The 24,765-nt window shown below is 43.4% G+C and carries 25 protein-coding genes; 16 read left to right on the forward strand and 9 right to left on the reverse strand.

Annotation, left to right across the window (positions count from 1 at the left end):
• Positions 1 to 170: 170 nt before the first annotated feature.
• Positions 171 to 1,235 (reverse strand): NAD(P)-dependent glycerol-1-phosphate dehydrogenase, encoded by a 1,065-nt coding sequence (locus AOB57_RS03280; protein ID WP_193726275.1) that lies wholly within the window; start codon positions 1,233 to 1,235, stop codon positions 171 to 173.
• A 625-nt stretch (positions 1,236 to 1,860) separates the two neighbouring features.
• Between AOB57_RS03280 and AOB57_RS03285 the strand changes: the two genes are divergently transcribed.
• From AOB57_RS03285 to AOB57_RS03345, 13 genes are all read left to right on the forward strand, one after another.
• Positions 1,861 to 2,718 (forward strand): DUF63 family protein, encoded by an 858-nt coding sequence (locus AOB57_RS03285; protein ID WP_054298619.1) that lies wholly within the window; start codon positions 1,861 to 1,863, stop codon positions 2,716 to 2,718.
• A gap of 92 nt (positions 2,719 to 2,810) precedes the next feature.
• Entirely contained in the window at positions 2,811 to 3,545 is a 735-nt protein-coding gene (locus tag AOB57_RS03290; protein WP_054298620.1) for a stage II sporulation protein M, read from the forward strand.
• A gap of 344 nt (positions 3,546 to 3,889) precedes the next feature.
• Complete coding sequence (locus AOB57_RS03295) at positions 3,890 to 5,053, forward strand: formate--phosphoribosylaminoimidazolecarboxamide ligase family protein (RefSeq protein WP_054298621.1); 1,164 nt, start codon at positions 3,890 to 3,892, stop codon at positions 5,051 to 5,053.
• A 363-nt stretch (positions 5,054 to 5,416) separates the two neighbouring features.
• Positions 5,417 to 6,643, forward strand: coding sequence for a translation initiation factor IF-2 subunit gamma (locus tag AOB57_RS03300; RefSeq protein WP_054298622.1), 1,227 nt, complete (start codon positions 5,417 to 5,419; stop codon positions 6,641 to 6,643).
• Entirely contained in the window at positions 6,640 to 7,008 is a 369-nt protein-coding gene (locus AOB57_RS03305) for a PIN domain-containing protein (RefSeq protein ID WP_054298623.1), read from the forward strand. Before AOB57_RS03300 ends, AOB57_RS03305 begins: the two co-directional genes overlap by 4 nt.
• A gap of 58 nt (positions 7,009 to 7,066) precedes the next feature.
• A complete protein-coding gene (locus AOB57_RS03310; protein WP_054298624.1) occupies positions 7,067 to 7,651 on the forward strand; it encodes a DNA-directed RNA polymerase in 585 nt (194 codons plus the stop codon).
• Between the two features lie 18 nt (positions 7,652 to 7,669).
• Positions 7,670 to 7,855, forward strand: coding sequence for a transcription elongation factor subunit Spt4 (gene spt4, locus AOB57_RS03315; protein WP_054298625.1), 186 nt, complete (start codon positions 7,670 to 7,672; stop codon positions 7,853 to 7,855).
• 1 nt (position 7,856) lies between these two features.
• A complete protein-coding gene (locus tag AOB57_RS03320; RefSeq protein WP_054298626.1) occupies positions 7,857 to 8,444 on the forward strand; it encodes a GTP-dependent dephospho-CoA kinase family protein in 588 nt (195 codons plus the stop codon).
• Positions 8,425 to 8,730, forward strand: coding sequence for a 30S ribosomal protein S24e (locus AOB57_RS03325; RefSeq protein WP_054298627.1), 306 nt, complete (start codon positions 8,425 to 8,427; stop codon positions 8,728 to 8,730). Before AOB57_RS03320 ends, AOB57_RS03325 begins: the two co-directional genes overlap by 20 nt.
• A gap of 15 nt (positions 8,731 to 8,745) precedes the next feature.
• The gene (locus AOB57_RS03330) at positions 8,746 to 8,895 is read left to right on the forward strand and encodes a 30S ribosomal protein S27ae (RefSeq protein ID WP_054298628.1); all 150 of its coding nucleotides are present in this window, start codon (positions 8,746 to 8,748) and stop codon (positions 8,893 to 8,895) included.
• A 392-nt stretch (positions 8,896 to 9,287) separates the two neighbouring features.
• The gene (locus tag AOB57_RS03335) at positions 9,288 to 12,323 is read left to right on the forward strand and encodes a tetratricopeptide repeat protein (protein WP_054298629.1); all 3,036 of its coding nucleotides are present in this window, start codon (positions 9,288 to 9,290) and stop codon (positions 12,321 to 12,323) included.
• Between the two features lie 123 nt (positions 12,324 to 12,446).
• The gene (locus AOB57_RS03340) at positions 12,447 to 14,084 is read left to right on the forward strand and encodes a bifunctional N(6)-L-threonylcarbamoyladenine synthase/serine/threonine protein kinase (RefSeq protein WP_054298630.1); all 1,638 of its coding nucleotides are present in this window, start codon (positions 12,447 to 12,449) and stop codon (positions 14,082 to 14,084) included.
• Positions 14,077 to 14,640, forward strand: coding sequence for an XTP/dITP diphosphatase (locus AOB57_RS03345; protein WP_054298631.1), 564 nt, complete (start codon positions 14,077 to 14,079; stop codon positions 14,638 to 14,640). Before AOB57_RS03340 ends, AOB57_RS03345 begins: the two co-directional genes overlap by 8 nt.
• Positions 14,641 to 14,814: 174 nt before the next feature.
• On the opposite strand, the gene AOB57_RS03350 is transcribed toward AOB57_RS03345, so the two are convergent.
• The gene (locus AOB57_RS03350) at positions 14,815 to 15,312 is read right to left on the reverse strand and encodes a hypothetical protein (protein ID WP_226999621.1); all 498 of its coding nucleotides are present in this window, start codon (positions 15,310 to 15,312) and stop codon (positions 14,815 to 14,817) included.
• A 286-nt stretch (positions 15,313 to 15,598) separates the two neighbouring features.
• Between AOB57_RS03350 and AOB57_RS03355 the strand changes: the two genes are divergently transcribed.
• Positions 15,599 to 16,198, forward strand: coding sequence for a hypothetical protein (locus AOB57_RS03355; RefSeq protein WP_054298632.1), 600 nt, complete (start codon positions 15,599 to 15,601; stop codon positions 16,196 to 16,198).
• 55 nt (positions 16,199 to 16,253) lie between these two features.
• Here the strand turns inward: AOB57_RS03355 and AOB57_RS03360 are convergent, their stop codons facing one another.
• Both AOB57_RS03360 and AOB57_RS03365 read right to left on the reverse strand, forming a co-directional pair.
• Positions 16,254 to 17,036, reverse strand: coding sequence for a cyclase family protein (locus AOB57_RS03360; protein WP_082384199.1), 783 nt, complete (start codon positions 17,034 to 17,036; stop codon positions 16,254 to 16,256).
• A 9-nt stretch (positions 17,037 to 17,045) separates the two neighbouring features.
• Positions 17,046 to 17,231, reverse strand: a complete 186-nt coding sequence (locus AOB57_RS03365) for a 4Fe-4S binding protein (RefSeq protein WP_054298633.1) — start codon at positions 17,229 to 17,231, stop codon at positions 17,046 to 17,048.
• A 134-nt stretch (positions 17,232 to 17,365) separates the two neighbouring features.
• Between AOB57_RS03365 and AOB57_RS03370 the strand changes: the two genes are divergently transcribed.
• Together AOB57_RS03370 and AOB57_RS03375 are read left to right on the forward strand one after the other, a co-directional pair.
• Positions 17,366 to 18,427 carry a radical SAM protein gene (locus AOB57_RS03370; protein WP_054298634.1) on the forward strand — a complete coding sequence of 354 codons (1,062 nt, stop codon included), beginning with the start codon at positions 17,366 to 17,368 and terminating at the stop codon, positions 18,425 to 18,427.
• 186 nt (positions 18,428 to 18,613) lie between these two features.
• Positions 18,614 to 19,198, forward strand: a complete 585-nt coding sequence (locus AOB57_RS03375; RefSeq protein ID WP_054298635.1) for a metal-dependent hydrolase — start codon at positions 18,614 to 18,616, stop codon at positions 19,196 to 19,198.
• Positions 19,199 to 19,279: 81 nt separating this feature from the next.
• Here the strand turns inward: AOB57_RS03375 and AOB57_RS03380 are convergent, their stop codons facing one another.
• The 5 genes from AOB57_RS03380 to AOB57_RS03400 all read right to left on the reverse strand — a co-directional run bounded on the left by AOB57_RS03380 (position 19,280) and on the right by AOB57_RS03400 (position 24,763).
• Positions 19,280 to 19,813, reverse strand: coding sequence for an acyltransferase (locus tag AOB57_RS03380; protein ID WP_054298636.1), 534 nt, complete (start codon positions 19,811 to 19,813; stop codon positions 19,280 to 19,282).
• Between the two features lie 164 nt (positions 19,814 to 19,977).
• Positions 19,978 to 21,111: a DUF362 domain-containing protein gene (locus tag AOB57_RS03385; RefSeq protein ID WP_054298637.1), complete on the reverse strand. Its 1,134-nt coding sequence runs from the start codon at positions 21,109 to 21,111 to the stop codon at positions 19,978 to 19,980.
• Positions 21,112 to 21,215: 104 nt separating this feature from the next.
• A complete protein-coding gene (gene nadE / locus AOB57_RS03390; RefSeq protein ID WP_054298638.1) occupies positions 21,216 to 22,208 on the reverse strand; it encodes an NAD(+) synthase in 993 nt (330 codons plus the stop codon).
• Between the two features lie 79 nt (positions 22,209 to 22,287).
• Complete coding sequence (locus AOB57_RS03395) at positions 22,288 to 23,304, reverse strand: adenine nucleotide alpha hydrolase family protein (protein ID WP_054298639.1); 1,017 nt, start codon at positions 23,302 to 23,304, stop codon at positions 22,288 to 22,290.
• Positions 23,285 to 24,763: a class I adenylate-forming enzyme family protein gene (locus AOB57_RS03400; protein WP_054298640.1), complete on the reverse strand. Its 1,479-nt coding sequence runs from the start codon at positions 24,761 to 24,763 to the stop codon at positions 23,285 to 23,287. Before AOB57_RS03400 ends, AOB57_RS03395 begins: the two co-directional genes overlap by 20 nt.
• Positions 24,764 to 24,765: the final 2 nt, after the last annotated feature.

Consider the following 24,765-nt stretch of genomic DNA (forward strand, 5'->3'; position numbering starts at 1 on the left):
TTGTACTGGTCGGAAATTAAGAGGTTAGAATTAACCACATTCTTTTTAACCGGGCTTTATGTTAAATTAATCAGTTTTGAGCCGGTAATTCCTAAATGAAGTTCTGACCTCAAGCTCCGGTACTTTGAACAATAATTATTCTCAGCTTTGACTTGAATAAGAATAACTTTTCAACTTATGACCTTTGTGATCCTTGCGACTTTCTCAGCAGCCGAAGGAGTAAGGCCACTCCCGAGAATTGTATAACGTTCAGGTCGAATACCGTGTGCATGTAACAGGGCTTCGATTATATATTTATCTTCTATGCCCAGTTCTTCAGCGGTTACAGGAGCTCCTATCTTTTTTAAGGCGTCCCTGATTTCCTGCCAGTTTCCACCATGAAGGTACATCATCATAATTGTACCGACCCCACACTGTTCACCGTGAAGTGCGGGTTTTGGAGCTATCCTGTCAAGAGCGTGGCTGAACATATGTTCTGAGCCTGAAGCAGGTCTGGAAGAGCCTGCTATACTCATTGCAACGCCGTTCGATACAAGAGCCTTTACCACAAGCCTTGCCGAAGTCTCATGCTCTGGTTTGATTGAATCTGCATAGTCTATAATGACTCGGGCAGCCATACGGGAGATTGCTGCAGCATATTCCCCGAAGTATTCATTCCTTAGCCTGCTTGCAAGTTCCCAGTCCAGTACTGCCGTGTAATTGGAAATTATGTCTCCGCAACCAGCTGCAAGGAGCCGGAAAGGAGCTGCTGAGATAACCTCGGTGTCTGCAATGACAGCAATAGGAGACTGAGCCTGTGCAGATGTACTTCTCCCGTTATCCACAATTGAGGCACGGGAGGATGCAATGCCATCATGGGAAGCTGCAGTTGGCACGCTGATAAAAGGAAGCTCAAGCCGGGTCGACGCAAGTTTTGCAAGGTCAATTGACCTGCCGCTTCCAACACCGAGAAGAAAACTTGCCTCTACTTCATGGGCCTTTTCCATAACCTTCTCAACCTCCTCAATAGTAGCTTTGCACGTTAGAACAGTCTCCGCACTAATTCCTGCACACTCAAGAATGCTACAGACTCTCTTGCCTACAATATCCCTTGTAGTATTTCCGGTTACTATCAGCGCATTTCCTTTCAGTTTCAGGTCCCTGCAAACATATCCGACTTCCTCAAGCACGCCATGCCCGATAAGCACATCTCTGGGAAGCTGCATCCATTTTGCGCTGTTTTTGTCGATGGTCATTTCATACCTGCATCAGTATTCAATCACGATAGATGTTGAATTGGCTCTTATAAGCCCAATATATGAAGCCACAGATTTTCGATTATCAGCAGACTGCAATATATCGGGCACATAATTTAATATGTTACTTTAATATGTTACTTTAATATGTTAACTTAATTCATTTGCCTAATTCATTTACTTCAATCCATTAGTTTAACTTTTTATTAATTCCAGTATAGCATATATCCAGAGCTGATTGTTCAAGCACCGGCTTATCCCAAAGTTGACTTCGTTTCAGAACTGGTTAACGCAATTTTTACTCTAAACTTATTTAAGGCCATTTCTATGTTTATATCATTATAATTTATATGTTCACATCACTATATTTTATATCTACATCATTATATTGTATATGACTGTAATAACACATATTATTATAAAAATTGTAATATATTAAACATAATAATTATAACAACGTTATCCTCTGTTGGGGTAAAATTCCTCTGGAAAGAAATATCTGTCATTAGAACGAACAACGCGCACTGAAGAGGAATATTATCTTCTTGATTAAGAAAGCAAGTTCGCCTTATACACAGCTAAGTATTAATCGTTTAGGACATTGTCATTTTGAATGAGTGATAAGATGAGTTTCTCAATAGATACAATATCACAGTTTATTAATACCTATTATCTTGACCCCATACGAGGTGATGAAGGGTATAATATAGTAAATACCTTTACCTGGGCAGTCGTACTGGGCATTTGTATATTCGGGATTTACAGGCTGCTCGAAAAGCTTGAGGTGAAAATCACCCCAAGATTTATCGCATCTCTCCTGCCTTTCGTACTTGCAGGTTCTTCCCTGCGCGTAATTGAGGATTCCCCTGCAGGTATCTTCCACCCGCCATTTAGCTACCTTCTAATAACTCCCAATATTTACTTTTTGGTTTTTGCGATAACCGTAGGCTGCCTATGGATTTCCATCCGGCTGCAGAAAGCCGGAATGATAAAGGATTTTCATTTAGTCTTCGCAAGTTTCGGACTCGCATGGTTTTCCGTAAATCTCATTACCCTCCTGTACTTTGAGAATGTAGTAGCTTCTTACGTTCCTTTATTTGTGCTCGGAGCAGGAATAGGGCTGACCTTTACCTTCTACCTGATTGCTTACCATTTCAAATCCTCGATATTTACCGATCCCCTGAACCTTTCAATCCTGATGGCTCATTTAATGGATGCTTCTTCAACCTATATAGGAGTGGATAAACTCGGATACTTTGAGAAGCATGTTGTGCCTGCCTATCTTATCGACCTGACAGGCACCGCATTGGTTATGTATCCATTGAAGCTTATTATCTTCATAGGGGTTCTTTATGTACTTGACACTCAGTTTGAGGATGACGAACGTTCCTTGAACCTGAAAGTGCTAATTAAACTGGTCATCTTGATTCTTGGGCTTTCCCCCGCAACCCGGAACACGGTCCGGATGATGCTGGGAATCTGAGAATTCCTGGGGCCGTGGCAATAACTGCTAATAGGCAGGCTTACATATCTGACCGGGATTAAACAGGCTGAAAACTACTGGTGGGGATAGGTATGGAAAAAGAAGATTATGATTCAGAGGAAAGAAAAACAGGTGAGCGGACAAAAACTCCTCAAGGAAAGATAGAACGGGAATATGCTGCAGAGGAAAAAGCCTTTCTTCCAGGGAGCGTAACCGCAGAAACCTGGCGTGATGACCGAAAAAATCCGAAAAAGGGATTTACAGAATACATGCGCTTTATCTGGCCTTATGCGGCAATCATGGCCATTGTGTTTTTCGGGGCTCTGGTTACAGGTTATATCTCAGCTGCAAATTTCCCTTCTATGGCCGATGCCCTTAGGGAAAGTTTCAGTTCCCGTTTCGAGTCACTTCTGACAATGGACCCTTTTTCCATAATGTTTGCGATCTTTCTTAACAATGCCTTTGTAAGCCTGCTTTTCCTGGTACTCGGGCTGGCTCTGGGAGTTCTTCCAGTGATGTTTATTGCCTTCAATGGATATCTTGTGGGAGTAATCGCCTATCTGGCAGCTCAGGAAAGAGGCACGCTTTTTATTTTACTCGCCCTTCTCCCGCATGGAATACTGGAACTGCCTATGGTCTTCCTGGCTGCGGGCATAGGGCTCCGACTCGGGTACCAGGTATTCTCTGCCCTTATAGGCAAGCCTACACAAATCAAAAAGGAGTTTAAAGAGGGGCTCCTGTTCTATTTCCGCTGGATTCTGCCTCTTCTTTTCGTTGCAGCCGTAATTGAAACCTTCATTACGCCTCTTATCCTGAGTTTCATTTAAGAAAGCATTGAAAACTGAGAAAAACTAAAATCCCGAAACCCCAGAAAAGGTTCAAATATCTTTTCCACCCTATACTCCTTGGTTTAAATCTTCACAGCCATACCATTTCTTGCTTATCTTTTTTCGACTTGACTCTCATTATATAAATGATTACTTATATTAGAAAGGGTTTTAATAGGTAAAGCCGTTAATGGGGGAAACCTATCAGAATCTCTATTTCATAATACGTGGCAAATAACTCCAGATCTACATTACAAAAGCTCAAATCGAGCAGCAGGTTTGAGAAGCCATACTTATCACCTTTCATTGAAAGGAATTATTTCCAAAGCCAAGGAACATCATATATGATTGACAGGAAAGAAATTAAGGAAATCGTTGAAGGCTACTATGCTCACGCTGATAAGATAAAAGTAGGAACAATAGCCTCTCATTCAGGACTCGATATCTGTGATGGTGCAGTTGAGGAGGAATTCAGGACTCTTGCTGTCTGCCAGGCTGGCAGGGAAAAAACATACAGTGAATACTTCAAGGCGCAGAGAGACCCTTACGGAAAAGTATTGCGGGGGATTGTCGACGAGACCGTTGTTTTCAAAAAGTATAACGAGATTCTCCTGCCCGAAAACCAGCAAAAATTGGTTAATGAAAATGTGCTTTTTATCCCTAACCGTTCCTTTACCTCCTACTGCAGTATAGATGATATAGAAGAAGATTTCAGAGTGCCTCTTGTAGGAAGCCGGAATCTGCTTCGGAGCGAGGAACGCAGTGAGCAGCAGAGTTATTATTGGATTCTGGAAAAAGCTGGTCTTCCTTTCCCAGAAAAAATAGAGTCTCCAGAGGATATCAACGAACTTGTAATGGTCAAGCTTCCGCACGCAGTAAAAAAGCTCGAAAGGGGATTCTTTACAGCCTCGAGTTATAGGGAATACCTGGAAAAATCCGAAGCTCTCATAAAACAGGGAGTTATTACAAAGGAAGCCCTTGAGAAGGCAAGGATAGAGCGTTATATCATAGGTCCTGTGTTCAATCTTGATATGTTTTACTCCCCTATCGAACCGAAAATGAGCAAGCTGGAACTTCTTGGAATTGACTGGCGCTTTGAGACCAGCCTTGACGGGCACGTAAGGCTTCCTGCCCCGCAACAAATTACCCTGGCCGAACACCAGCTCACTCCCGAATACACGGTTTGCGGGCATAACTCCGCAACACTGCGCGAGTCTCTGCTTGAGAAAGTATTCGAAATGGGGGAGAAATACGTAAAAGCTACACAGGAACATTATGATCCTGGAATTATAGGTCCTTTCTGCCTGCAAACCTGTGTGGATAAGGATCTTAATTTCTATATTTATGATGTCGCCCCAAGAGTAGGCGGCGGGACCAATGTACATATGTCGGTAGGGCATTCTTACGGTAACTCTCTCTGGAGAAGACCTATGAGCACAGGGAGAAGGCTAGCCTTTGAGATCAGGCGCGCCCTTGAAATGGAGAAACTTGACGCTATCGTCACATAAATTTATTAAGGCTTTCCGGCATTAGTAATATGATTTATGCAGGATACCGTAAACTTTAAAAATGTCACCTTAATCTGCAAGCTTTAGACTAATCTGCAAGCTTTAGACTGCGAGAGAATAATTAATGGCAGACCTGTTTGGGATCTCAATTTTCAGGGGTTCAGAACATGGATTGGGCCGGGAAAACATTCCGGCCTGAGAATCTCGCTTTAATTTACATAAGTTTAAATTACAGATCAAGTGAGTTCAGGATTGGAATCCTTAGACTTACCGGAAAAGGTAATTCAAAGTTTTTATTGTACAGGTCTAGGATAAAGACCTTCTTATATCGTATCACTTCATTTTACTGGAGGAAATTACAACTTGAGTCAGCCTTGTGTTAATATCGGCATGGTAGGCCATGTCGACCATGGAAAAACTACACTTGTTAGAGCCTTATCAGGCTACTGGACAGATACGCATAGTGAGGAAGTAAAACGAGGGATTTCTATTAGACTGGGGTATGCAGACTCCTTGTTCATGAGATGTCCCAAATGCCCTTCTCCCCAGTGTTACACCGTTGAAAAGACCTGCCCCAACTGCGGGGAGCAGACGGAAGAACACAGGACTGTGTCCTTTGTAGACGCCCCGGGTCACGAAACCCTGATGGCTACTATGCTTTCAGGTGCCGCAATTATGGACGGGGCAGTCTTAGTAATTGCCGCAAATGAAGACTGCCCTCAACCCCAGACAAAAGAACACCTTATGGCACTGGATATAATAGGGATCAAAAATATTGTAATTGTGCAAAATAAGATTGACCTTGTGCCCAGAGAGCGCATTATCGAGAATTATAAACAGATAAAAAAGTTTGTTAAAGGCACGGTCGCGGAAAACGCACCTGTAATCCCGATTTCAGCTCAGCAGAATATCAATATAGATATCCTTATTGATACTCTGGAGACCGAGATTCCTACCCCTGTCCACAAAATTGACAGACCTGCCAGCATGCTGATTGCGCGTTCTTTTGATGTTAACAAACCAGGAGCTTCAATCGACGAGATCCAGGGAGGAGTTATTGGAGGCACTTTAACCGAAGGAGTCCTTCGCCCCGGAGACGAGCTGGAGATAAGGCCCGGAATTAAGGTTACCACTGAAGGCACTACAAAATGGGTTCCGATTATGACAACGGTTTCGTTAATCTATGCAGGCCCTACAAAGGTAGAAGAAGCAACTCCAGGAGGTCTTCTGGCTGTAGGAACCTATCTTGACCCCACACTGACAAAAGGTGACTCATTAACAGGACAGATCGCTGGCACACCCGGTACCCTTCCTGATACCAGGCACCAGTTCGTTATGGAATTACACCTGCTCGATAGGGTAGTGGGAGTTACAAGGGAAGAAAAAATCAACGAGATCAAGACCAGTGAACCCCTCATGCTTAACATAGGAACTGCAACCACAGTAGGAGTGGTTACAAGCGCACGGAAAAACGAAGCGCAGGTAGCCCTTAAGCGTCCGATTAGCGCAGCCATCGGGTCAAGGGTTGCTATCAGCAGGAGAATCGACTCCCGCTGGCGGCTCATCGGAGTAGGGGTAATTAAGAGTTGAAAGTAATAATCGATACTAACGGATTCATGATCCCGGTCCAGTTCGGAGTGGACATCTTCGAAGAGCTGAAAAGACTGGGATTTGACGAATTTTTTGTGCCTGAGGCTGTAGTATTCGAAATAGAAAAACTCATAAAACGGGAAAGAGGTTCGAACAGAGCAGCTGCAAAAGTCGCCAGATCCATGATGGACAGGTGCGAGCGTATAACTGCTGCTACAGGGCCTGCGGATGATGTAATTCTCAGGCTGGCAAAAGAAATGGAAGCAGCGGTTCTGACAAACGATATAGGGTTAAAGCGCAGGCTTGCTGAAGAAGGAATCCAGACTATCTCCCTGCGCCAGAAAAACAAGCTGGACTTTGTCTAAAAGGCGATATTATTTTACAGGGCAGCATTGAATTGATTGTATTACGGGTGATTAGCAGATGTATAAAATGATGAGACTCGTTGATACGGTTCGTATCCCCCCTACCTTATTAGGAGAAGAGGTGGCGCCTACTGTTAAAAACGCGTTAAGAGAAAAACTGGAGGGACAGGTTGACAAAAAACTTGGCTCTCTCGTCGCGATTCACAAAATTGTCGAGATAGGGGAAGGGCACATCCTCGTAGGAGACGGGGCAGTATATTATGACGTAACATTCGAAGCAATAATGTTTGTGCCTGAGCTCCAGGAGATTATTGAGGGTGAGGTTGTTGAAGCTGTTAGTTTCGGAGTTTTCATAGGTATGGGACCAATGGATGGATTGCTCCACGTCAGCCAGATTACGGATGACTTCATTTCATACGACGCCAAGAACGCAAGACTCGTGACAAAGAACGGGGGCAAGTCCATTGCCGAAGGTGATCATGTAAGAGCCAGAATTGTCGCGGTAAGTATAAACGAGCGGGAACCAAAAGAGAGTAAAATCGGGCTTACAATGCGTCAAACTGCTTTAGGAAAACTGCAATGGCTTGAGGAAGCCCGTAAAAGAAAGCAGCCAAGTGAAGCTGCTCCTGAGGGAACTGCCTGAAAAGGGAGAGGATTTATAATGGCAGAAAAAGTGTGTCGACACTGCATGAGGGTCCTGGAAGGGCAAACCTGCGTAGTCTGTGGGACTTCGGACCTCGCAGATGAATGGAGTGGGCTTGTAATTATCCTGGACGCTGAACGCTCAGAAATAGCAAAAAAGCTTGGAGTTGACATTCCGGATAAATTCGCTCTGAAGGTGCGCTGATTTGAGTGTTCATATCGAGCTTCCAAGAGAACTTCGCCCACTTATGAAAAAACCTCTGGGTACACTTTACAGGGGTAAAGGCAGGGACACTATAGACAAATTTGCAGGAGAGCTTGGAAGCCCCACAAAACTTATATCCGTAGGGGATGTTACTACCTTCCACCTGCTTGAGGCCGGAATTATCCCTGATATCTGTATTGTGGACAACCGCACCAAAAGGAAACCAGTTTCCAGTGATATGTCAGCCCGGAACATGGACAAATTTTACGACGAAATGTCTGTGGACAATCCTGCAGGAATAATTACCGACGAGTTGATTAAAACCCTCTGTGAAGCTTTTGCTTCGGAAAAGCCTCTGAGAATCTTTGTAAGGGGAGAAGAGGACCTGGCAACCCTTCCTGTAATCCTTCTGGCTCCTCTTGGCGCTGTGGTCCTTTACGGTCAGCCTGATGAGGGCGTGGTCTTTGTAAAAGTCACTAAGGAGAAAAAAGGGGAGATAAGAACTCTCTTTGAGAAACTCATCAGCAAAAATCAGAATTATGAATTGGATAAAATACGGAGAATTTTAGATGGACATAAGAATTCTTAAAGACAAGAATAATGCACTTTTAAATCGAAGGGAACTGGATTTCGTTGTGAAATATGAAGGTTCGACTCCTTCCAGAAGTGACATCAAGAATAAACTCGCTGCAATGCTGAACGCCCCTGTTGAACTGCTGGTAATCCAGAGAATCAAAACCGAATATGGTATGCAGGAAGGCAAGGGCTATGCCAAACTCTATGAAGATGCCGACCGCATGAAACAGGTAGAACTGGGCTACGTCTTGAAGAGAAATGCTGTCCCGGGAACGGAGACTGAGGGAGAAGAGGCTTAAGCAAGGTGCATATACATGGCAGTAAAAGATTACTATAAAGTCCAGGGCGACTCCGTAACCAGAGTAAAACAGTTCTGTCCCAGGTGCGGACCAGGTACATTCCTCGCGGACCACAAAAACCGCCTCGCCTGCGGAAAATGCGGATATACCGAATTCAAGAAATAACCTAATTCAAGGATAATTTAATTCTTTTTCGACTCGAACCACAGGAAGTTTCCTGTGGTTTTTTTCACTCCCGAATTCTGTAAGCCTTTTCACAAGTCTCTTCAAAAAAGGCTTGAGCGGGAAGTTTGCTCTTTATTTCCTGCTTGCTCTCAATTTTCTACTTCTATCTACTTTCTAATTGCTCTTTTACATTACTATAATTTTCTATTTTCTCTTATTTTTCCGTTAGTTTCTTTTTTATCATAGACTACCAGTGCTTTAGTTTAATGAGCCCGCAAATTAATGAGAGTTAAATCAGTAACTATCTTCTGTGTCCGTATTTATAATAGACATAGTATATAATTAAATGAAATTTTAATTAACCAAATTTTACTCAAAGACTCCGAGGGCCTATGAATTCTCTTTATGCCAGAGCCTGGTACAGTAAAGCCCTTGCTCTTTTGAACCTGAAAAATCAGATCGGGTCAGAGAAAAAATTTGAAAGGGCACTTGAGGCTTTCGATGACGTACTTGAAGTAAACCCTGATGATAGTATTGCCTGGCAATACAGGGGGAATATACTTCGTTATCTGGACCGGCCGGAAGAAGCTTTGCAGGCTTTTGACAAAGCTCTTTGTTTTGACCCGGATAATATACCTGCCCGTTACCAAAAGGGGCTTACCTTTGGGTACCTTAATATGCCTGAAAAGGCACTTGAGGCTTTTGAGGGCGTGCTTGAAAGGGATGATCAGCACGCTGGAGCGCTATACTACAGCGGGCTTGCTTTAAAACAGCTTTCACGAAACGGAGAAGCTCTTAAGGCTTTTACAAGAGCTGCCGAACTTAATCCCGAAAACCTCAAAGCCTGGTATTATCGAGGGGTAGCCCTATCTGCGCTCGGTAGGAATGAAGAGTCACTTGAGGCCTACGGAAAAACACTTATGCTGGAACCTTCGCATTCGGGGGCATGGGAAGGAGAGGCAAAAGCATACCTTGCCCTGGGAAGAAGAAGAGAAGCTTTGAGAGCGTGTGAGAAGGCTCTCGAGCTCGAACCTGCATCTGCTGCTGCCTGGGAAATCCAGGGTAGAATTCTCGAAGGTATGGGAAGGAAGGAGGAGGCTCTCTCAGCTTTCGAAAAAAGCCTTATAATTGAGCCCGATAACGCAAAAAACAGGCTTGAGAGAGGCAGGCTCCTCGGAAGGCTGGGAAGGTGCCGGGAGGCACTTGGAGCATTTGAGAGTGCACTTGAGCTGGATAACTCTCTTATAGAAGCGAATATTGGCAAAGGAAAAGCCTTGCTGGCTCTTGGCAGATACAAGGAATCCCTTAACGCTTTCGAGGAAACTCTTGAAGTCGATCCTTCGAGCTCTGAGGGATGGGGAGGGGCAGGCAACTGTTTACTGGCCCTGGGCAGGCTTTACGAAGCTCTGGAAGCTTATGAAAAAGCACTTTCATCAGGAGCTGAAAATAGCGGAATTCTTAGCGGGCTTGGAGAGGTATATTATAAGCTTGAAGAATATTCCAGCGCTCTCGCAAGTTTTGAGAAAGCTCTCAAGCTTGATCCTGAGAATCTTTTTGCGTGGAATGGAAAAGGAAACGTGCTCTGTAAACTTGGGAAATACAGGGAAGCTCTGGAAGCTTATGAAACGCTCCTCGAGCTTGACTACGAAAGCTTGCCGGCACGCTATAACCGGGGGGTTGCTCTTTCCCAGCTTAAACATAAGGAAAAAGACTCTAAAGAGATTCTTGAGAACCAGCTCCAGAAAGCCTTTAAAAAGTACCTGGAACTGTCAAGGGAATTTCCTGAAGGAGAAATTGGAAATGAAAACTGGAAATATCGGGGATTTGCTTTTGCCGAGCTTGGAGAGTATAATGAAGCTCTCAAAGCTTTTGATAATGCCACGGATTCTGAAAATCCTTTTCCGCAGATCTGGAAAGGAGTTACTCTCATATGCTTGAAAAAATATGATGAAGCCCTAGAAACCCTGGAAAGCGCAGAAGAAGCTATTTATGCAGCCTCACGAATAGAAAAATCTACTAATAATGATGGAAACAAAGCTCCCAGGGTTCTCAATCTTCCTGGAAGTAAATCCAAGCTGGTAATTCTCAGGACTGCAAAAGGGCTTGCTCTAGATTCCCTTGGCAGGTATAAAGATGCACTAAATGCTTTTGAGAGCGCAAGGAAGCTTGCTGAAGACGAAAAAATTGCATGTTCTGAAGAAGGTCTTGTTTTTGCGCATTGTAGAGAATGGGAAAAAGCCCTGAGAGTTTTTGATAAGATCCTTACCTTCGATCCTCAAAATACCCAGGCTTCGGTTATGAAAGCTTTTGCCCTCATAAGGCTGCAGGAGTTTGAAAAAGCTGTTGCAGTTCTCGAAAAGATAATAACAGACGACACAAGCTCGGATTTACCTGCCTGCCTGCTGGGCTTTGCCTGCTTCAGGTTGGAAGATTTTGAAAGAGCCCTTGAAGCTTACAGGAAAGCAACCATTGCAAACCCGAAAAACTTCCATGCCAGAAACGGGCTTGCAGAGCTTTACTTCAGGCTGGGGAATAGCAGAGGCGCACTAAAAGAGCTTGAAGCCTCGATTTCGGAAGCTCCTGAGAATGCATTCTCAAGAAACCTGAAAGGGAGAGTGGAACTTGAGGAACAGACCTGTGAGGAAGCGCTTGAATCTTTCAGGAGGGCTCTTGCCCTGGATACAGAAGACCGGAGATTGCTGCTCTGGGACGCGTACGCGAGGTATATGTATGCTGAGACTTCTCTTGAGGAAAATAGTGCACGTTTCAGATACATGCTCCTTGCAGCTGCGGGAAAGCTTGAAAAAGGAGCAATCTGGCAGAGACCCGAAGATAATGAGCTGAAAGCTTATGCATTTTACTTCCTTGGTCTTTTTTACTACCGGGCACAGTACTACCAGAAAGCTGTAGAGAGGCTTGACGAATGTCTGAGACTGGAAGCTCCGGCAGAGGTGAAAAAGTGTGCATCCCAGCTCCTTAAAAATATTCAAACTGTCTCTCTGAAACCTGCCTGGTGGGAATGGTGGCTTAATGCGAAAACGAATAGCCTGCTTAAAAAGATGAGTTTTGGGCTCATTTTCCTTTTTATAGCCAGCCTTCTGCTGTCCCATCCGGCAGCCTCAACCCTTCCAATCATCTCCTGGCCCGCTTCATATGTAAATTACATTTTTTCGCTCACAGGTTATATCTCCTGGCCGATTTACAGCATAGAGTACATAATCTTTATCCTGTTTCTGGTTTCTATTCTGCTTCTGCCCGGATTCAGACAGAGCAGACCAGAAGAACCTGAACTCGAAACTCTTACTCCTCCACCTCCGAATCTTGATATTCCCGAATCCATACTTGAGGAGTTTGGTGAAAGACTTGAGAAAAACCTTTTCTCTCCTGAACCAATGGAAGAAAGCGTGCGGAAACTCGGAAACATTTGATACCCTGGAGAAAGAAAAGTTTGAAAGACAGGTAGATGTTCCGGAAAAGCAAATGTATATAAGCTTTCTTCGGTATTATCGGAGGCAGTGACAGCAAAAAAGACTGGAAGGAGACCGTAAGCCTTGAAAAACACGTTCATCCTTGGAATCGAAGGCACTGCATGGAATCTCAGTGCCGCAATCGTGACCGAGACCGAGATTATTGCCGAAGTCACAGAGACCTACAAACCAGAAGCCGGAGGGATCCACCCCAGGGAAGCTGCTCAGCACCATGCAAAGTACGCAGCCAGCGTTATAAGAAGACTACTTGCTGAGGCAAAAAAAAAGGGGATCCAGCCTTCCGAGATTGACGGAATAGCTTTTTCCCAGGGTCCAGGGCTTGGACCGTGCCTGAGAACGGTCGCAACGGCAGCCAGAATGCTTTCAATATCCCTGGGTGTGCCCCTTATAGGAGTCAACCACTGCATCGCCCATATAGAAGTCGGCATCTGGAGAACACCTGCAAAAGACCCTGTTGTGCTTTACGTAAGTGGAGCCAATTCTCAGGTTATCTCCTACATGGAAGGTCGGTACAGAGTCTTTGGGGAAACCTTAGATATAGGGCTTGGAAATGCCCTTGATAAATTTGCACGAAGAGCTGGCCTTCCACATCCCGGCGGGCCAAAGATCGAGGAATATGCAAAGAACGCAACCAGGTACATCCCGCTCCCCTATGTGATAAAAGGCATGGATCTTTCCTTTTCCGGGCTTTCCACGGCAGCTAGCGAAGCCTTGAAAAAAGCCCCTCTTGAAGATGTCTGCTATTCTTACCAGGAAACAGCTTTTGCAATGGTCGTTGAGGTTGCAGAGCGAGCCCTTGCCCATACTGGAAAGAAGGAGATTCTGCTGGCAGGAGGAGTCGGGGCAAATGCAAGGCTTCGGGAGATGCTAAATGAGATGTGCGAAGCCAGAGGCGCAAAGTTCTATGTACCCGAGAAGCGTTTCATGGGCGATAACGGGACAATGATTGCATATACCGGGCTTCTGATGTATAAATCGGGCAGCACTCTTTCCCTTGAAGAGTCACGCGTAAACCCTAATTTCCGGACTGACGATGTGAAAGTAACGTGGATAAAGGAAGAAGAGATGAAAAAGGTCCCTGAGATCTCCCCTGAAACCTCACTAAAGATCGGGGAAATGCTAGATAACGGAGCCGAAGCTGTTGTTTACCTGGAAGAAGGATATAAAGGAAAGCAGGTACTTGTTAAAGAAAGAATTCCGAAGGCCTACAGGCATAAAGAGATCGATGAGAGGATCAGAACCGAAAGGAACCGGACAGAAGCCCGCTTGATGTCTGAAGCCAGGCGCAATGGAGTTTCTACGCCGATTATCTATGATGTGGAAGATTTTAAACTAAAGATGCAATACATTGATGGAGTTCCCATAAAATATCTGATCACTCCTGAGCTTTCAGAAAAGTTGGGAAAACTCGTGGGAAAACTCCATAGTGCAGGTATAGTACATGGGGATCTTACAACCTCAAATCTCCTGCTTGCGGGCGAAAGACTTTATCTCCTTGACTTCGGGCTTGCATATTTCGATAATGGCCTCGAGGCAAGAGGGGTAGATGTCCATGTGCTTTTCCAGACTTTTGAGAGTTCCCACCACAACCACCGTGCCCTTACCGAAGCTTTCAAAAAAGGATACCAGAGCACTTTTATAGATACAGAAGATGTACTCAAGCGTGTTGAAGAGATAAAAAAGAGGGCTCGTTATGCATAAGGTCGTATTTGTTACAGGAAATGAAGGCAAATTTGCCGAGGTAAGGGACATCCTTAAGACTTTCGGGATTGAAGTAATCCAGGATAAAAACGGCTACCCTGAACTTCAGGAGGATGAGCTTGAGCCCATAGCAGCCTATGGCGCGCAGTACGTTGCAAATAAACTGAAAATGCCTGCAATAGTAGATGATTCCGGAATTTTCATAAAAGCCTTAAACGGCTTTCCAGGCCCTTACTCTCGTTTTGTAGAGGACAGGCTTGGGAACCCAAAAGTGCTCAAGCTTATGGAAGGGGAAACTGACAGGACAGCTTATTTTAAAACTGTTATCGGGTATTGTGAACCCGGAAAAGAGCCTCTTGTTTTTCCGGGTGTAGTTGAAGGGAAAATCGCTTATGAGGAAAGAGGCACAGGCGGTTTTGGATACGACCCTATTTTCGAGTACCAGGGCATAACTTTTGGGGAACTCGGAGACGCCGAAAAGAATAAGGTTTCCCACCGTCGCAGGGCTATTGACAGCTTTCTGGAATGGTTTAAGGATAAACTTGAAAAATCCTGAAAGTAAGAATTGACAGTAAGTTTTGATCGTAAAACCTGACAGAAACCCTTGACAGTTTATCTTATGCAAAACCTGACAGTAAGAACTGAGCACAGAGAATAGTAAACTAGAACTTTAGAAAGTATTACGGAAAGGATTGTTATATAAAATCCTTCCTCTTTTTCTTGCGCTTTTTCATCCTTTCAGTCTATTTTTAAGTAGCCCAAGGGCCATATTGAGCTGATTAAGACCCAGTTTCAGGGCAATAGTGATGACCTCGTTATTCGAAATGTTTCCGAACTCTCTCTTGATTGCAAATAAATCCATTATACACTGCTGATCCAGAATTAGCGGCCCTTCAAGCAGGTCTTTTGACGTCTTCACAGGCGGTTCTTTTGAAGTAGGTTCTAGCTTTTGAGCTTTAAACTCAACTTTCCTTGGTCTTGTCTCCATCCCTTCTTCCGGCTTTTCGGTAGCTCTTGCGCCTTCAAATTCCTCTGGCTTCTGCCCGTAAAGACATTCCATTTGCTGGAAACAATGGGCAATGCAGACGCTCTTTATAAATTCCTCAACTTCCATACCACTGATGCCTGCATATTTCTTTATTTCGGCAAGCTCCTCCTCTGAAAAAGATATACAGAGCAGGTTTTCATCACGCTGTTCTTCTATCCCAACCCCTCCATATATTTCCATTATTTCCGGGTCTTCTGGTTTCTTACTTTAATCCGACTTCTTTTTACCTTTCCTTCAACTTGATTTTTTGCTTTATCCGTGAGTAATTTTTTGTATTTCCTTCAGAAACTTCTTATTTTATCCTTCAATTATCCATTCTTTATATCTTCTATTGTTATGTTTTAATCTGTTCTTATCCTTCAAGTTTTCCTTTTACCCTCAATTGTCAGAGAGAATCCATCAATCAAAGGCTATCCGTTAAAAGGTAAAGTAAAATTTTTTATTATGTATAGCGTGTTAATCTTATATGAGGAGTCTTGCTTCAGATACCACAGCTGCAGATACTATCCCGATGAAATTAATCTTATATCTCGGACTGCTTGCAGCGGTGCTAATTCTGCTAATCCAGGCCTGGAACATCGCTGATCCTGTTCTGGAAGATGCACAAATTAAAGCCCAGGTTGAAGCCGCTTCCCTGGCCATCCTTTCGATTCAGGATGGGTATGCCCGGAACTCTGCTGAGAGTCACAGTCCTGAGGGAACAATGTGTACCCTCAAGTTTACCTTTCCAGCTTCAGTCAGGTACATCAGCTTTGGAGTGGATCCTGATCCCGATTGTAATGGGCAGCTGAGTGACTCGGAATGGATTCCTGAAAACAACACTATTATTTACCAGTATAAAAATGGGGTTAAAAAAAGATTATTTCTTGAAGGAAAACCAGTGAATTTTATAAAAGGTGAAAAAGACTCCCAGGGAAACTGGATGCTTTCGGGAAGCCAAAAAAGCACCCAGATACCGTTAACCCATGAAAAAACGGGAGTAGTAATCGAGTCCCAAGTTTCAGGAGAGTTCCTCTTCGAACTGGTCACGCAGAATGGAATAAGGTATACCATGTCTCATTTTTAAAGGGCATCAGGAAGTCAGAAACAATAAACCAGAAATAAAGATCAAAAGTAAAGGGTCAAAAGTAAGGAAGTAATATGGCTCTTGCGGGCGCTCCGTCGCAGTTCTCAATTTTCAGGGGAAGGCAGAGGAAGAAATAGATCCCGGCCTCAACGAAGCTGAGCTCAAGGCATTCTACTATATTCACATTACCTGAAAGAAGGATATGATGGGCAGGTAGAATCTCCGCAGAAAGGCAATCTACGGAAAAGCTATCGGTTCCGATAGTCCTGAACCCATTTTCCACAATCCAAGCTGCTCCGCTTTCGTCAAGGTATGCAGAGCCAAATTTTTCTTTCCAGGATTCTGCATCCTGAGACCCCGACTCTGCATTATGCAGATTGACCTCAACTTCACTTATTTGTTTTCTGGAAGAATTTCCGGTTTTCAAAAGAAGAACAGGGATATTTTCAGGGGAAACTGTATTACTGAAGGCTTTCTCAAAAATTTCAGCAGTTAGTGCACCTGCTACTGAAGAAAAATCAAGAACAAGGGCTTTACCCATGAGGTTTTTGAGTTCCAGTTTGTCAACAGTCAGGCCGTTTTCCAAGATATGAGAAGGGGCATCGACATGAGTACTGGTATGGCTTCCAAAACTTAACCTTGATACGGCACAGCCTTCATCTTCAAGCGTACAGATTCTCTCAATTGCAGTTACTGGGTCACCCGGGAAAATCCGTGTTAAAGGGGAGATCGGGGCTGTAATGTCTATAATTTTTCCATTAAATATCTTCTCAAGATCAACCTGTGTTTCTTCAATACTAATAGGAACCCCTTTCGCGCCATTTGGACTTTTTTCCATACCAACATCTCACTCCATATAAATAATAGACCTGTTAGTGCACTCGTCTATGCATTTCATACATAGGGTGCACTTTTTAGTATCGATCTTTGAAAGCTCGTTCTCCTCGTAAATTGCGTCCACAGGACAGATATTCTTGCATTTTCCGCACCTTTTACAGCCGAAAACTGCGACGTATCCAGTTTTTTCTGACATCAGCAAACCTTTAGCACCCTATAAATATATCATTTTCTCAGCTAAACTCTTCTTAGTGAAGTTATTTTCATACTGAAACTCTGGAGAGTCAAAAACAAGCCTTATATAGAAAAAAAGGATATGCAGGTTCAGGTATGGAAAAGATCATTGAAGACAAAACCGGCTCTTTTTACAGTTATCTTTCAGATGGGTGCAGGCTCTGTCAGGAAGGCGCAAAAATGGTACTCTTCGTAACAGGCCTCTGTCCTAAGAGCTGTTTCTACTGCCCGCTTTCCCATGAAAGGCGTGGAAAAGACCTTGTTTTTGCTAATGAGAGGTCTATAAAAAGCGATGAAGATTTATTGAAAGAAGCGGAGCTGATGAATGCTCTCGGGACAGGGATTACAGGGGGAGAGCCCCTGCTGAAAATCGAGAGAGCTTTGCACTACATCCGGCTACTCAAGGCTGCTTTCGGAAAAGAGCATCACATCCATCTATATACTTCCCTGGCTCCTAGTAGACAGATTCTTGAAAAGCTCGCAGATGCAGACCTTGATGAGATCCGTTTACATCCACCACAGGAATGCTGGGAATATCTAAAAAACAGTCCGTATGCAACTGCTCTGAAGAATGCAAAAGAACTCGGAATCGAAGCCGGAATCGAGATTCCTACTCTTGAGGGAGCAGAGAAAGTCGCAGCTTTTGCAGAAGAAATGGAAGTTTTCCTTAACCTGAACGAACTGGAATTCTCAGATAACAACTCCGATGCTCTTCTGAGAAATGGCTTTTGTCTTGAGTCCGACACATCCAGCGCAGCTGCAGGATCCTGCAAATTTGCCAGGAAGGCAATGCCTGCATGTAGAAAAGTTCATTTTTGTTCCTCGACCTACAAGGACGCAGTCCAGCTCCGCAACAGGTTTAAGCGGATTGCAAAGAATACCGCAAGAGAATTTGACGAAGTCACCGACGATGGCACCCTTGTATATGGGGTAATCGAAGGGGGAGATCAGGAACTTGCAGAAAAAACCCTGCAGGGTATGGAAATCCCATCAGAATTCTTTGAGATAAAAGACGGAAAAATCGAGGTAGCCTGGTGGGTGCTTGAAGAGTTCAAAGAAAACATTAGAGAAGAACTGGAGCCTTCGGGATCTAAACTTCTGATTATTGAAAGATATCCATTCGAAGACGGATTACTTGTAGAATTAATTCCTCTTTAAGGCACTCTCCGCGCAAATAGACTGGCAGGAAAATCCGTTTTTAAATATCACCAACTCCTTTATATAATTTTTACATAAATGCGCTTTTTCTCTCACAAATCCCATAAAAAATATTAAATAGTTTGGAAACAAATTTAGTTTAAAGTTCATGAAATTTTTTATTCAGGGAATAATAAGTGTTTTCTTATGCCTTATCCAGTCGTACATGTTCTATTCTTCGTACTCTGTATCAGTGCAGTAGCAGTCTACGCTACTGTCAAATCGTTTTTTCGAGGGGAGCTTTCTCTCAAAGGCTCAAAGCATTTACTACCGCTACTATTCGTAGGCAGTGTATGCTCATTATTCCCAGACATCATGATTGTTCACAGCCTTCTAGTAAACGGTACTATGGAACATTGCTGGGCTGGCCCGATTCCAACACATTCACTTCTGTTCAGTCTTCCTGCAGTCTTGCTAGGGATAGTCACAGGATACGTTATATACAGAGAGCCTAGAAAAGCAATACATCTCGGCCTTTTTGCAGAAGCTGCCTTTGCTTCACACCTATTGCTGGACGACATCAGTGAAGGTGGCTGTGAGTACCTTTATCCGTTATATGAGAAAGATATCAGCGTATTCTCAATGTTAGATGTAAGTTTTATGAGAACAGGACTTCTCGATTACCTGATGACATCTTTTGTATCGGTTTTTCTAATTTTCTCCGTAATAATGATGGCACTTTTTGCCCTGAGTGAATATGGCTTTGAGCTAAAGTACAGAGCAGAAAAATGAAAAATAAAGACGTGAAGACTTGGACAATCGAAAGAGAGATCAAGAGAAAAGTGAAGAATTAAAAGGGCAAAGGTGTTCAAATCAGGTCTTAAGTTCACCTACACCCTCGAGTTTTTTTACAACCCTGGCAGGATAGCCAAGAGCAAGACTATTTGGAGAAATACTGCGGCTAACTACGGATCCGATACCTATTATTGAGTTATCCCCAATTTCAACCCCCTGAGTAATTATACATCCTGGATTCACAGAAACCCCCCTTCCGATTTTTATGGGAGCCATAGTTCTCGGATATGCCTGCCTTGTAGTCAAACTGCCTCTTGTATGAGCAGACAGTATGCAACGGTCGCCAATTTCAGAATAATCCCCTACCGTAATTAACTCAGGGTGAATCCTATCAAAAACTACGTCATAGCCGACATATACATTCTGCCCGAGATTTACACCCCGCATCCTGTGCAATGTTGCCCTCCAGGAAGGAACAGGAACGCTTGAAGCAAGCCGCTCCAGAACCCAGTTCTTAAAATATTTAATTCCAAACAGGAGTTTATTGCTGTGGTAATGGTCAGCTATTTCGCCAAAAGTTACTTTGTCTCTATTGGATACTAAAGTAGCCATGCTAATACCCCCCTACTTATCTAAATAATTTATACTTTTTTCAATGGGTTTTAACGAATAAATATATTCCTATAGTTTATGCTCAATTAAACCCGATATTGATAACCGTTGAATACAATAATTTTCAGTATACTTAACATACTAACTTCCGGATGACTTTTCTGTTAACTTTTGATTCGGGCTACAAGTTTAAGAAGCGGTGATTTCTTTATTTCTACCGCATCGTTAGGGCAAAGTTCACGGCAGCAGTAACATTGAATGCATTTCTCATCGTTAATTTTCAGTATCCTGTCAGTTTCCTCAATGGCATACGCCGAACAATTCGAAACACAGGCTCTGCAAAGGGCACAATTTGAAGTGTTAATAATGGGTTTTACAGCTAACTGCTTTCGAAGTATTCTCATGAGAAAAGAAGGTATGTAAGCAGTGATTCCACCTTCCGGTCTTTTAAACCCGATCTTCACCTTTTCAAGAGGTGTCCCTACAACCTCAGGATGCCCAGTCCCAAATCCCCTTGCAAGAGCAGCCCTATTTGTAGGAACCTTCAAAGGATCGATTCCTATAAGCTCTGAAGCTACAATATCCAGGGCTACGCAATCATAACTTGCCATAATTACGCCTGCAAAAATAGGCGTACCATTGGCCGGACCATTTCCTTCCATTCCAACTACACCGTCCATAACTGCAAGTTGGGGTTTGGCGACAGAATATATGTCGATAATTGCTTCCCCGAAACGGCGTCGATCCTCCAGAAAGTGAGCTTGTTTTCGAATTTTCTGAGGTACTGCGCCGAAGAAATTTTTTACAGCCCCAGTGTACAGTGTGAGTTCATGGGTCTTGAGCTTTGGAAGCGAGATAATTACATCAGCTTCAAGTATAGCTTTTGAGATGTGCAGTCGTGAGAACTCCCTGGCACCCGGAACATCAACCTCAACATAGCCTGATGTCTCAAAATTGATAAGCTCCACCCCGTAATCTGAGGCAACTCCTTCAATGCCTGACTTCTTAAGCGCCTGAGAAGTAGAGGTAGAACCGGGTTTTACAATACCTGAACCATCCCCTATAACTGGGATACCTCCCACTTCTGAGACAAGCTCGCACATTGCAGCTACTACTGCAGGATGGGTTGTGACGGCATCCTCTGGCGATCGGATAGCAAGCACATTGGGTTTGAGAAGTACGCGGTTGCCAGAAGTTATAATTTTCTCAAGCCCGCCTATCAGGTTCAGCGCCTCTTTAACCGCGTCTTTCACGTTTGAGTAATCATGGCATCGAGCAATTGAAACCTTGGTATTCATACTCGCACTTCTGGATTATTGTTTAAATTTATTTTATTCCTGAAAATTCTGGTTTTAACCGGGATTTTAGCCATAATAATTCTGCCTCCAGGCACTATCGCAGTTTACCTACCAATATGGCAGACAGGCGGCACGGCTCGTACATACTCCGTGCTATCTCTAATCCTTTTGATATGTCTCCAGGTTTTTTCTATAGTGTCACTTGATAATCCGGTATTTTTTTCAATCACCTCCATCGGCAACTGGTGCTCCTGAGCGTAAAGCAGCTGATCCAGAATCTGAAGAGGCATACGCCAGTAAAATTCTTCATCAGTAGTAAAATGGTTCCACGTATCAGCACTTGGAGGACGTTTCAGAATATCTTCGTTGACATTAAGCAGTCTACCCAGGGCATAAACCTGAACCTTATAACAGTCAGCAAGAGGTTCAAAATCTGAGCCTCCATCCCCATATTTTACAAACTGGCCAAGAAGCAATTCTGTCTTATTGGTTGTTCCGCAAACGGCATAGTTCAACTTCTCAGCATACATATACTGAACAAGCATTCGAGATCTCTGCTTGACATTCTGCAGCCCTATTAATTCCAGATAATCATTCGCTTTAAGCCTGTACTTTCCAGAAGGTACTCCATCTTTAACAAGCTGTATATAAGGAACATTCAAAAGCCCATGGGTAAGGAAATCAGGAAGAACCAGTGAAGTCTTATGTATATCAGGGTCGTAATCAGGACAGGTTCTCTTTATAATCTGCTCCTTCTTATCATAGATGTTAAGTGACCTGAGGATAGGGGAGATGGACACTTCCTCGTATGGCACTCCAAGGCTCTCGCAGATTTCGGCTCCAAGGATTGCGCTGGAAGGAGAAGATTCGTCTTCAGGAAGGAGAAGACAGTACACATTTTCCTTCCCAAGTTCCTGTACGCAGAGGGTTAGTGCTACGGCAGAGTCTATTCCTCCAGAAACTCCTATGACCACTCCTCTTTTCTTAAAACCAGTTACTTGCTTTCTAATAAATTTCCTGAGATTTAAAGCTAAATATTCAATATCTCGATTAAGTTCTTCCAGAATCTGGACATTTTTACCTTCTGCTGCCTCCATAGCTTAACCCTCGGAATGAATACCATTTATGTTGAATCTTAGTTATGTACCACTTATGTTGAATCTTAGTTAAAAAGTTTTAAAACAGATTTAAATTGGAATTTAGCTTCTTTGCAGCCTCCATTATCAGGGGTTGAGACAGTTCCTGAGTAATTTTCTCAAACCCTTCTTTCCTGGGCATATCCCCGCTTCGGACAAGCCCTGCAATATCAAAGGTGTATGGATGGAATCCATATTTTTTCAGGTGGTTGTAACAGGCAAAGGAATTCAAGGTACAGTTAGTTGAGTTGCTGTCATTGATTCCAGGGAGTTCCCAACCGATTTCCAGCAGGGTCTCAAGTATTATATCTTCATTATAATCCCATAAGCAGAGAGGGTGCAGGATACTCGGAACGTTCTCACCGAGATTTGCAAGAACCGCTTTTTTCAGGAGGAACAGTTCATCCTTATCATCGATGCCTATTTTTTGGAGCTGGGTTTCAAACAGGTTTCTTGACCACTGGATAAAATTAGCGGATAGAGGGATTATAGGATTAGGAGACTGCCCGGCTGTAAAAGCAAATACAATAAAAGGAGCCTTCTCAGTGATGGCTTTTTCAATCAGTTTTTGCTTAATGATACTGATGCAAACGTTACAGATATCACTGGCTCGATATTTGGCAAATCTCGGAAAGGCATCATAAGATTCAGCAGCTTTTCGGAATGTATCCAGCAGAATTTCTTCTTTCATTGTCAACTGGAAATAATCGCAGCCTGTAATCTCGCACATCTTTTTTGCGTTTCTAATTGCACCCTCGGAAGTAAAACCATTATTGAACTGAACAGCCAGAACTTTCAAAAAGGGGTAATCTTTTTTAAGTTTATAAAGGGTGTATGAGGAGTCTTTGCCCCCAGAAAGTGCATAAATTATATCGTAGTTTCCTGCCCCCACGTATTGTTCAAAAAGCTTTTCAATTCTTGTAAGGTACTCAGTCCTTTCCTGAGGAGTAAGAGGGGTATATGTCTCACAGAAATGGCAGAGACCACTTTCCTTGTTAATCTGTATACCTGGAATATCGGAATCAAGAATACACTTTTTACATATTAGCTTTGACATGTTTGTACTCCTCTATAATGGATCGATTGGATATTTTCCCGTTCTCGCTCAAGGGTAGATGATTAATGAATAATATTTCTCTTGGGCACAGGTAACCTGGCAGGTTTTTCCGGCAGAACGAAAACAGCTTTTCGATTTCTGTTCTTTCTGCAGGTATGACCAGGAGACTGATTGCAGTTCCCATAAGTTCATGGGGCACTGGTACAACAAAAACCCTGGAGACTTCGGTGTTCTCTTCTATATTTTTCTCAATCTCTCTCGGATTAACACGATGATCACCTATTTTTATAAGGTCGTCTTTGCGCCCGAGGAGTCGGATATATCCATTGGGCAGTTTCTGTGCGAGGTCGCCGGTATGGAGCCAACCGTTTATAATTCTCTTTTCAGTTGCGATCTCGTCGTCCAGATAACCCAGCATAATATTATCCCCAGTAGCAACCAGTTCTCCTGTTGTGTTAAGGTCTGCGGGATTGGAATCGGAGTCAAAGACATCCAGTGTAACACCCGGAATTGCTTTTCCTATAGTGTCAACAAACTCATCCACGTCTTCTGCTGGCAGGTAGGCAAGTCTAGCAGTTGCTTCAGTCTGGCCGTACATAGGCAGGATTTCCAGGTCAGGAACTAATTCCTTCATATCTCTCACAGTAGCTTTATCCATTCCTCCACCTGCCGACGCAGCGGTTCTAACCTTTGCAAAAGATCGTTTGAATCTATCAGGATATTTGAGAAGTATACGGTAAGTACTGGGCACTCCATAAAATATTGAAACGCCGGATTCTATCAGGTTGAAAACCGGGGCAATGAAATTCATATTTCCAACCCGGACTGAGCCTCCAGATGCCAGGTGGGAGTTAATTATGGAATTTCCAAAAGCATGATGAGGAGATATTACAAGCGCTCCTTTATCACTGGAGGTTATCCGAAGTACCTTTATTATTGATTCTGCATTTGCTGTCAGATTCCTGTCACTTAACATGACCCCTTTTGGAGTACCTGTTGTGCCTGAGGTATAAAGAACCAGACGCAGTTCAGGATTGTTCCTTTCAGTTTCGATCTTCCTACGCAGGATTTTTACGGAAGTATTGCCGGAAATAACTATTACAGTTCCAAAACGCTCAAAAAATCCTTCTCCAAATCTTGAGTACTGCGTATCGGTTGTGATGATATTGCTGATGTGGGCTGTGTCAAGGATCTTCTCAAGACTGAACCTGGGAAATTCTATTGGCAGAGGAATGGCGATGTTAGCTGATCGGTATACTGCCATGAGTATCTTTATATACTGCATGCCTGACTCTGCCAGTATTGCAAACCGGCAGTGATCAAAATCTATCAAATGGGAAGCAATGGCATTTATATCATTGTCAAGGCAGCTATAGGAAATGGAATTTGTGCCCTCTTCCAGAGCAATACTTTGAGGGGTTTTTCTGGCGTACTCGGTAATATACGCATCAATCCGCATAC

It is taken from the genome of Methanosarcina flavescens (assembly GCF_001304615.2).
Lineage (GTDB): Archaea > Halobacteriota > Methanosarcinia > Methanosarcinales > Methanosarcinaceae > Methanosarcina > Methanosarcina flavescens.

Coding starts and splice junctions, on each gene's coding strand:
- AOB57_RS03335 (WP_054298629.1), top strand. CDS start 9,288: ATGAATTCTCTTTATGCCAGAGCCTGGTACAGTAAAGCCCTTGCTCTT.
- nadE (WP_054298638.1), bottom strand. CDS start 22,208: ATGGAGGCAGCAGAAGGTAAAAATGTCCAGATTCTGGAAGAACTTAAT.
- AOB57_RS03295 (WP_054298621.1), top strand. CDS start 3,890: ATGATTGACAGGAAAGAAATTAAGGAAATCGTTGAAGGCTACTATGCT.
- AOB57_RS03345 (WP_054298631.1), top strand. CDS start 14,077: ATGCATAAGGTCGTATTTGTTACAGGAAATGAAGGCAAATTTGCCGAG.
- AOB57_RS03350 (WP_226999621.1), bottom strand. CDS start 15,312: ATGGAAATATATGGAGGGGTTGGGATAGAAGAACAGCGTGATGAAAAC.
- AOB57_RS03360 (WP_082384199.1), bottom strand. CDS start 17,036: ATGGAAAAAAGTCCAAATGGCGCGAAAGGGGTTCCTATTAGTATTGAA.
- AOB57_RS03400 (WP_054298640.1), bottom strand. CDS start 24,763: ATGCGGATTGATGCGTATATTACCGAGTACGCCAGAAAAACCCCTCAA.
- spt4 (WP_054298625.1), top strand. CDS start 7,670: ATGGCAGAAAAAGTGTGTCGACACTGCATGAGGGTCCTGGAAGGGCAA.
- AOB57_RS03325 (WP_054298627.1), top strand. CDS start 8,425: ATGGACATAAGAATTCTTAAAGACAAGAATAATGCACTTTTAAATCGA.
- AOB57_RS03385 (WP_054298637.1), bottom strand. CDS start 21,111: ATGAATACCAAGGTTTCAATTGCTCGATGCCATGATTACTCAAACGTG.
- AOB57_RS03290 (WP_054298620.1), top strand. CDS start 2,811: ATGGAAAAAGAAGATTATGATTCAGAGGAAAGAAAAACAGGTGAGCGG.
- AOB57_RS03280 (WP_193726275.1), bottom strand. CDS start 1,235: ATGACCATCGACAAAAACAGCGCAAAATGGATGCAGCTTCCCAGAGAT.
- AOB57_RS03365 (WP_054298633.1), bottom strand. CDS start 17,231: ATGTCAGAAAAAACTGGATACGTCGCAGTTTTCGGCTGTAAAAGGTGC.
- AOB57_RS03375 (WP_054298635.1), top strand. CDS start 18,614: ATGCCTTATCCAGTCGTACATGTTCTATTCTTCGTACTCTGTATCAGT.
- AOB57_RS03370 (WP_054298634.1), top strand. CDS start 17,366: ATGGAAAAGATCATTGAAGACAAAACCGGCTCTTTTTACAGTTATCTT.
- AOB57_RS03310 (WP_054298624.1), top strand. CDS start 7,067: ATGTATAAAATGATGAGACTCGTTGATACGGTTCGTATCCCCCCTACC.
- AOB57_RS03355 (WP_054298632.1), top strand. CDS start 15,599: ATGAGGAGTCTTGCTTCAGATACCACAGCTGCAGATACTATCCCGATG.
- AOB57_RS03330 (WP_054298628.1), top strand. CDS start 8,746: ATGGCAGTAAAAGATTACTATAAAGTCCAGGGCGACTCCGTAACCAGA.
- AOB57_RS03380 (WP_054298636.1), bottom strand. CDS start 19,813: ATGGCTACTTTAGTATCCAATAGAGACAAAGTAACTTTTGGCGAAATA.
- AOB57_RS03395 (WP_054298639.1), bottom strand. CDS start 23,304: ATGTCAAAGCTAATATGTAAAAAGTGTATTCTTGATTCCGATATTCCA.
- AOB57_RS03285 (WP_054298619.1), top strand. CDS start 1,861: ATGAGTTTCTCAATAGATACAATATCACAGTTTATTAATACCTATTAT.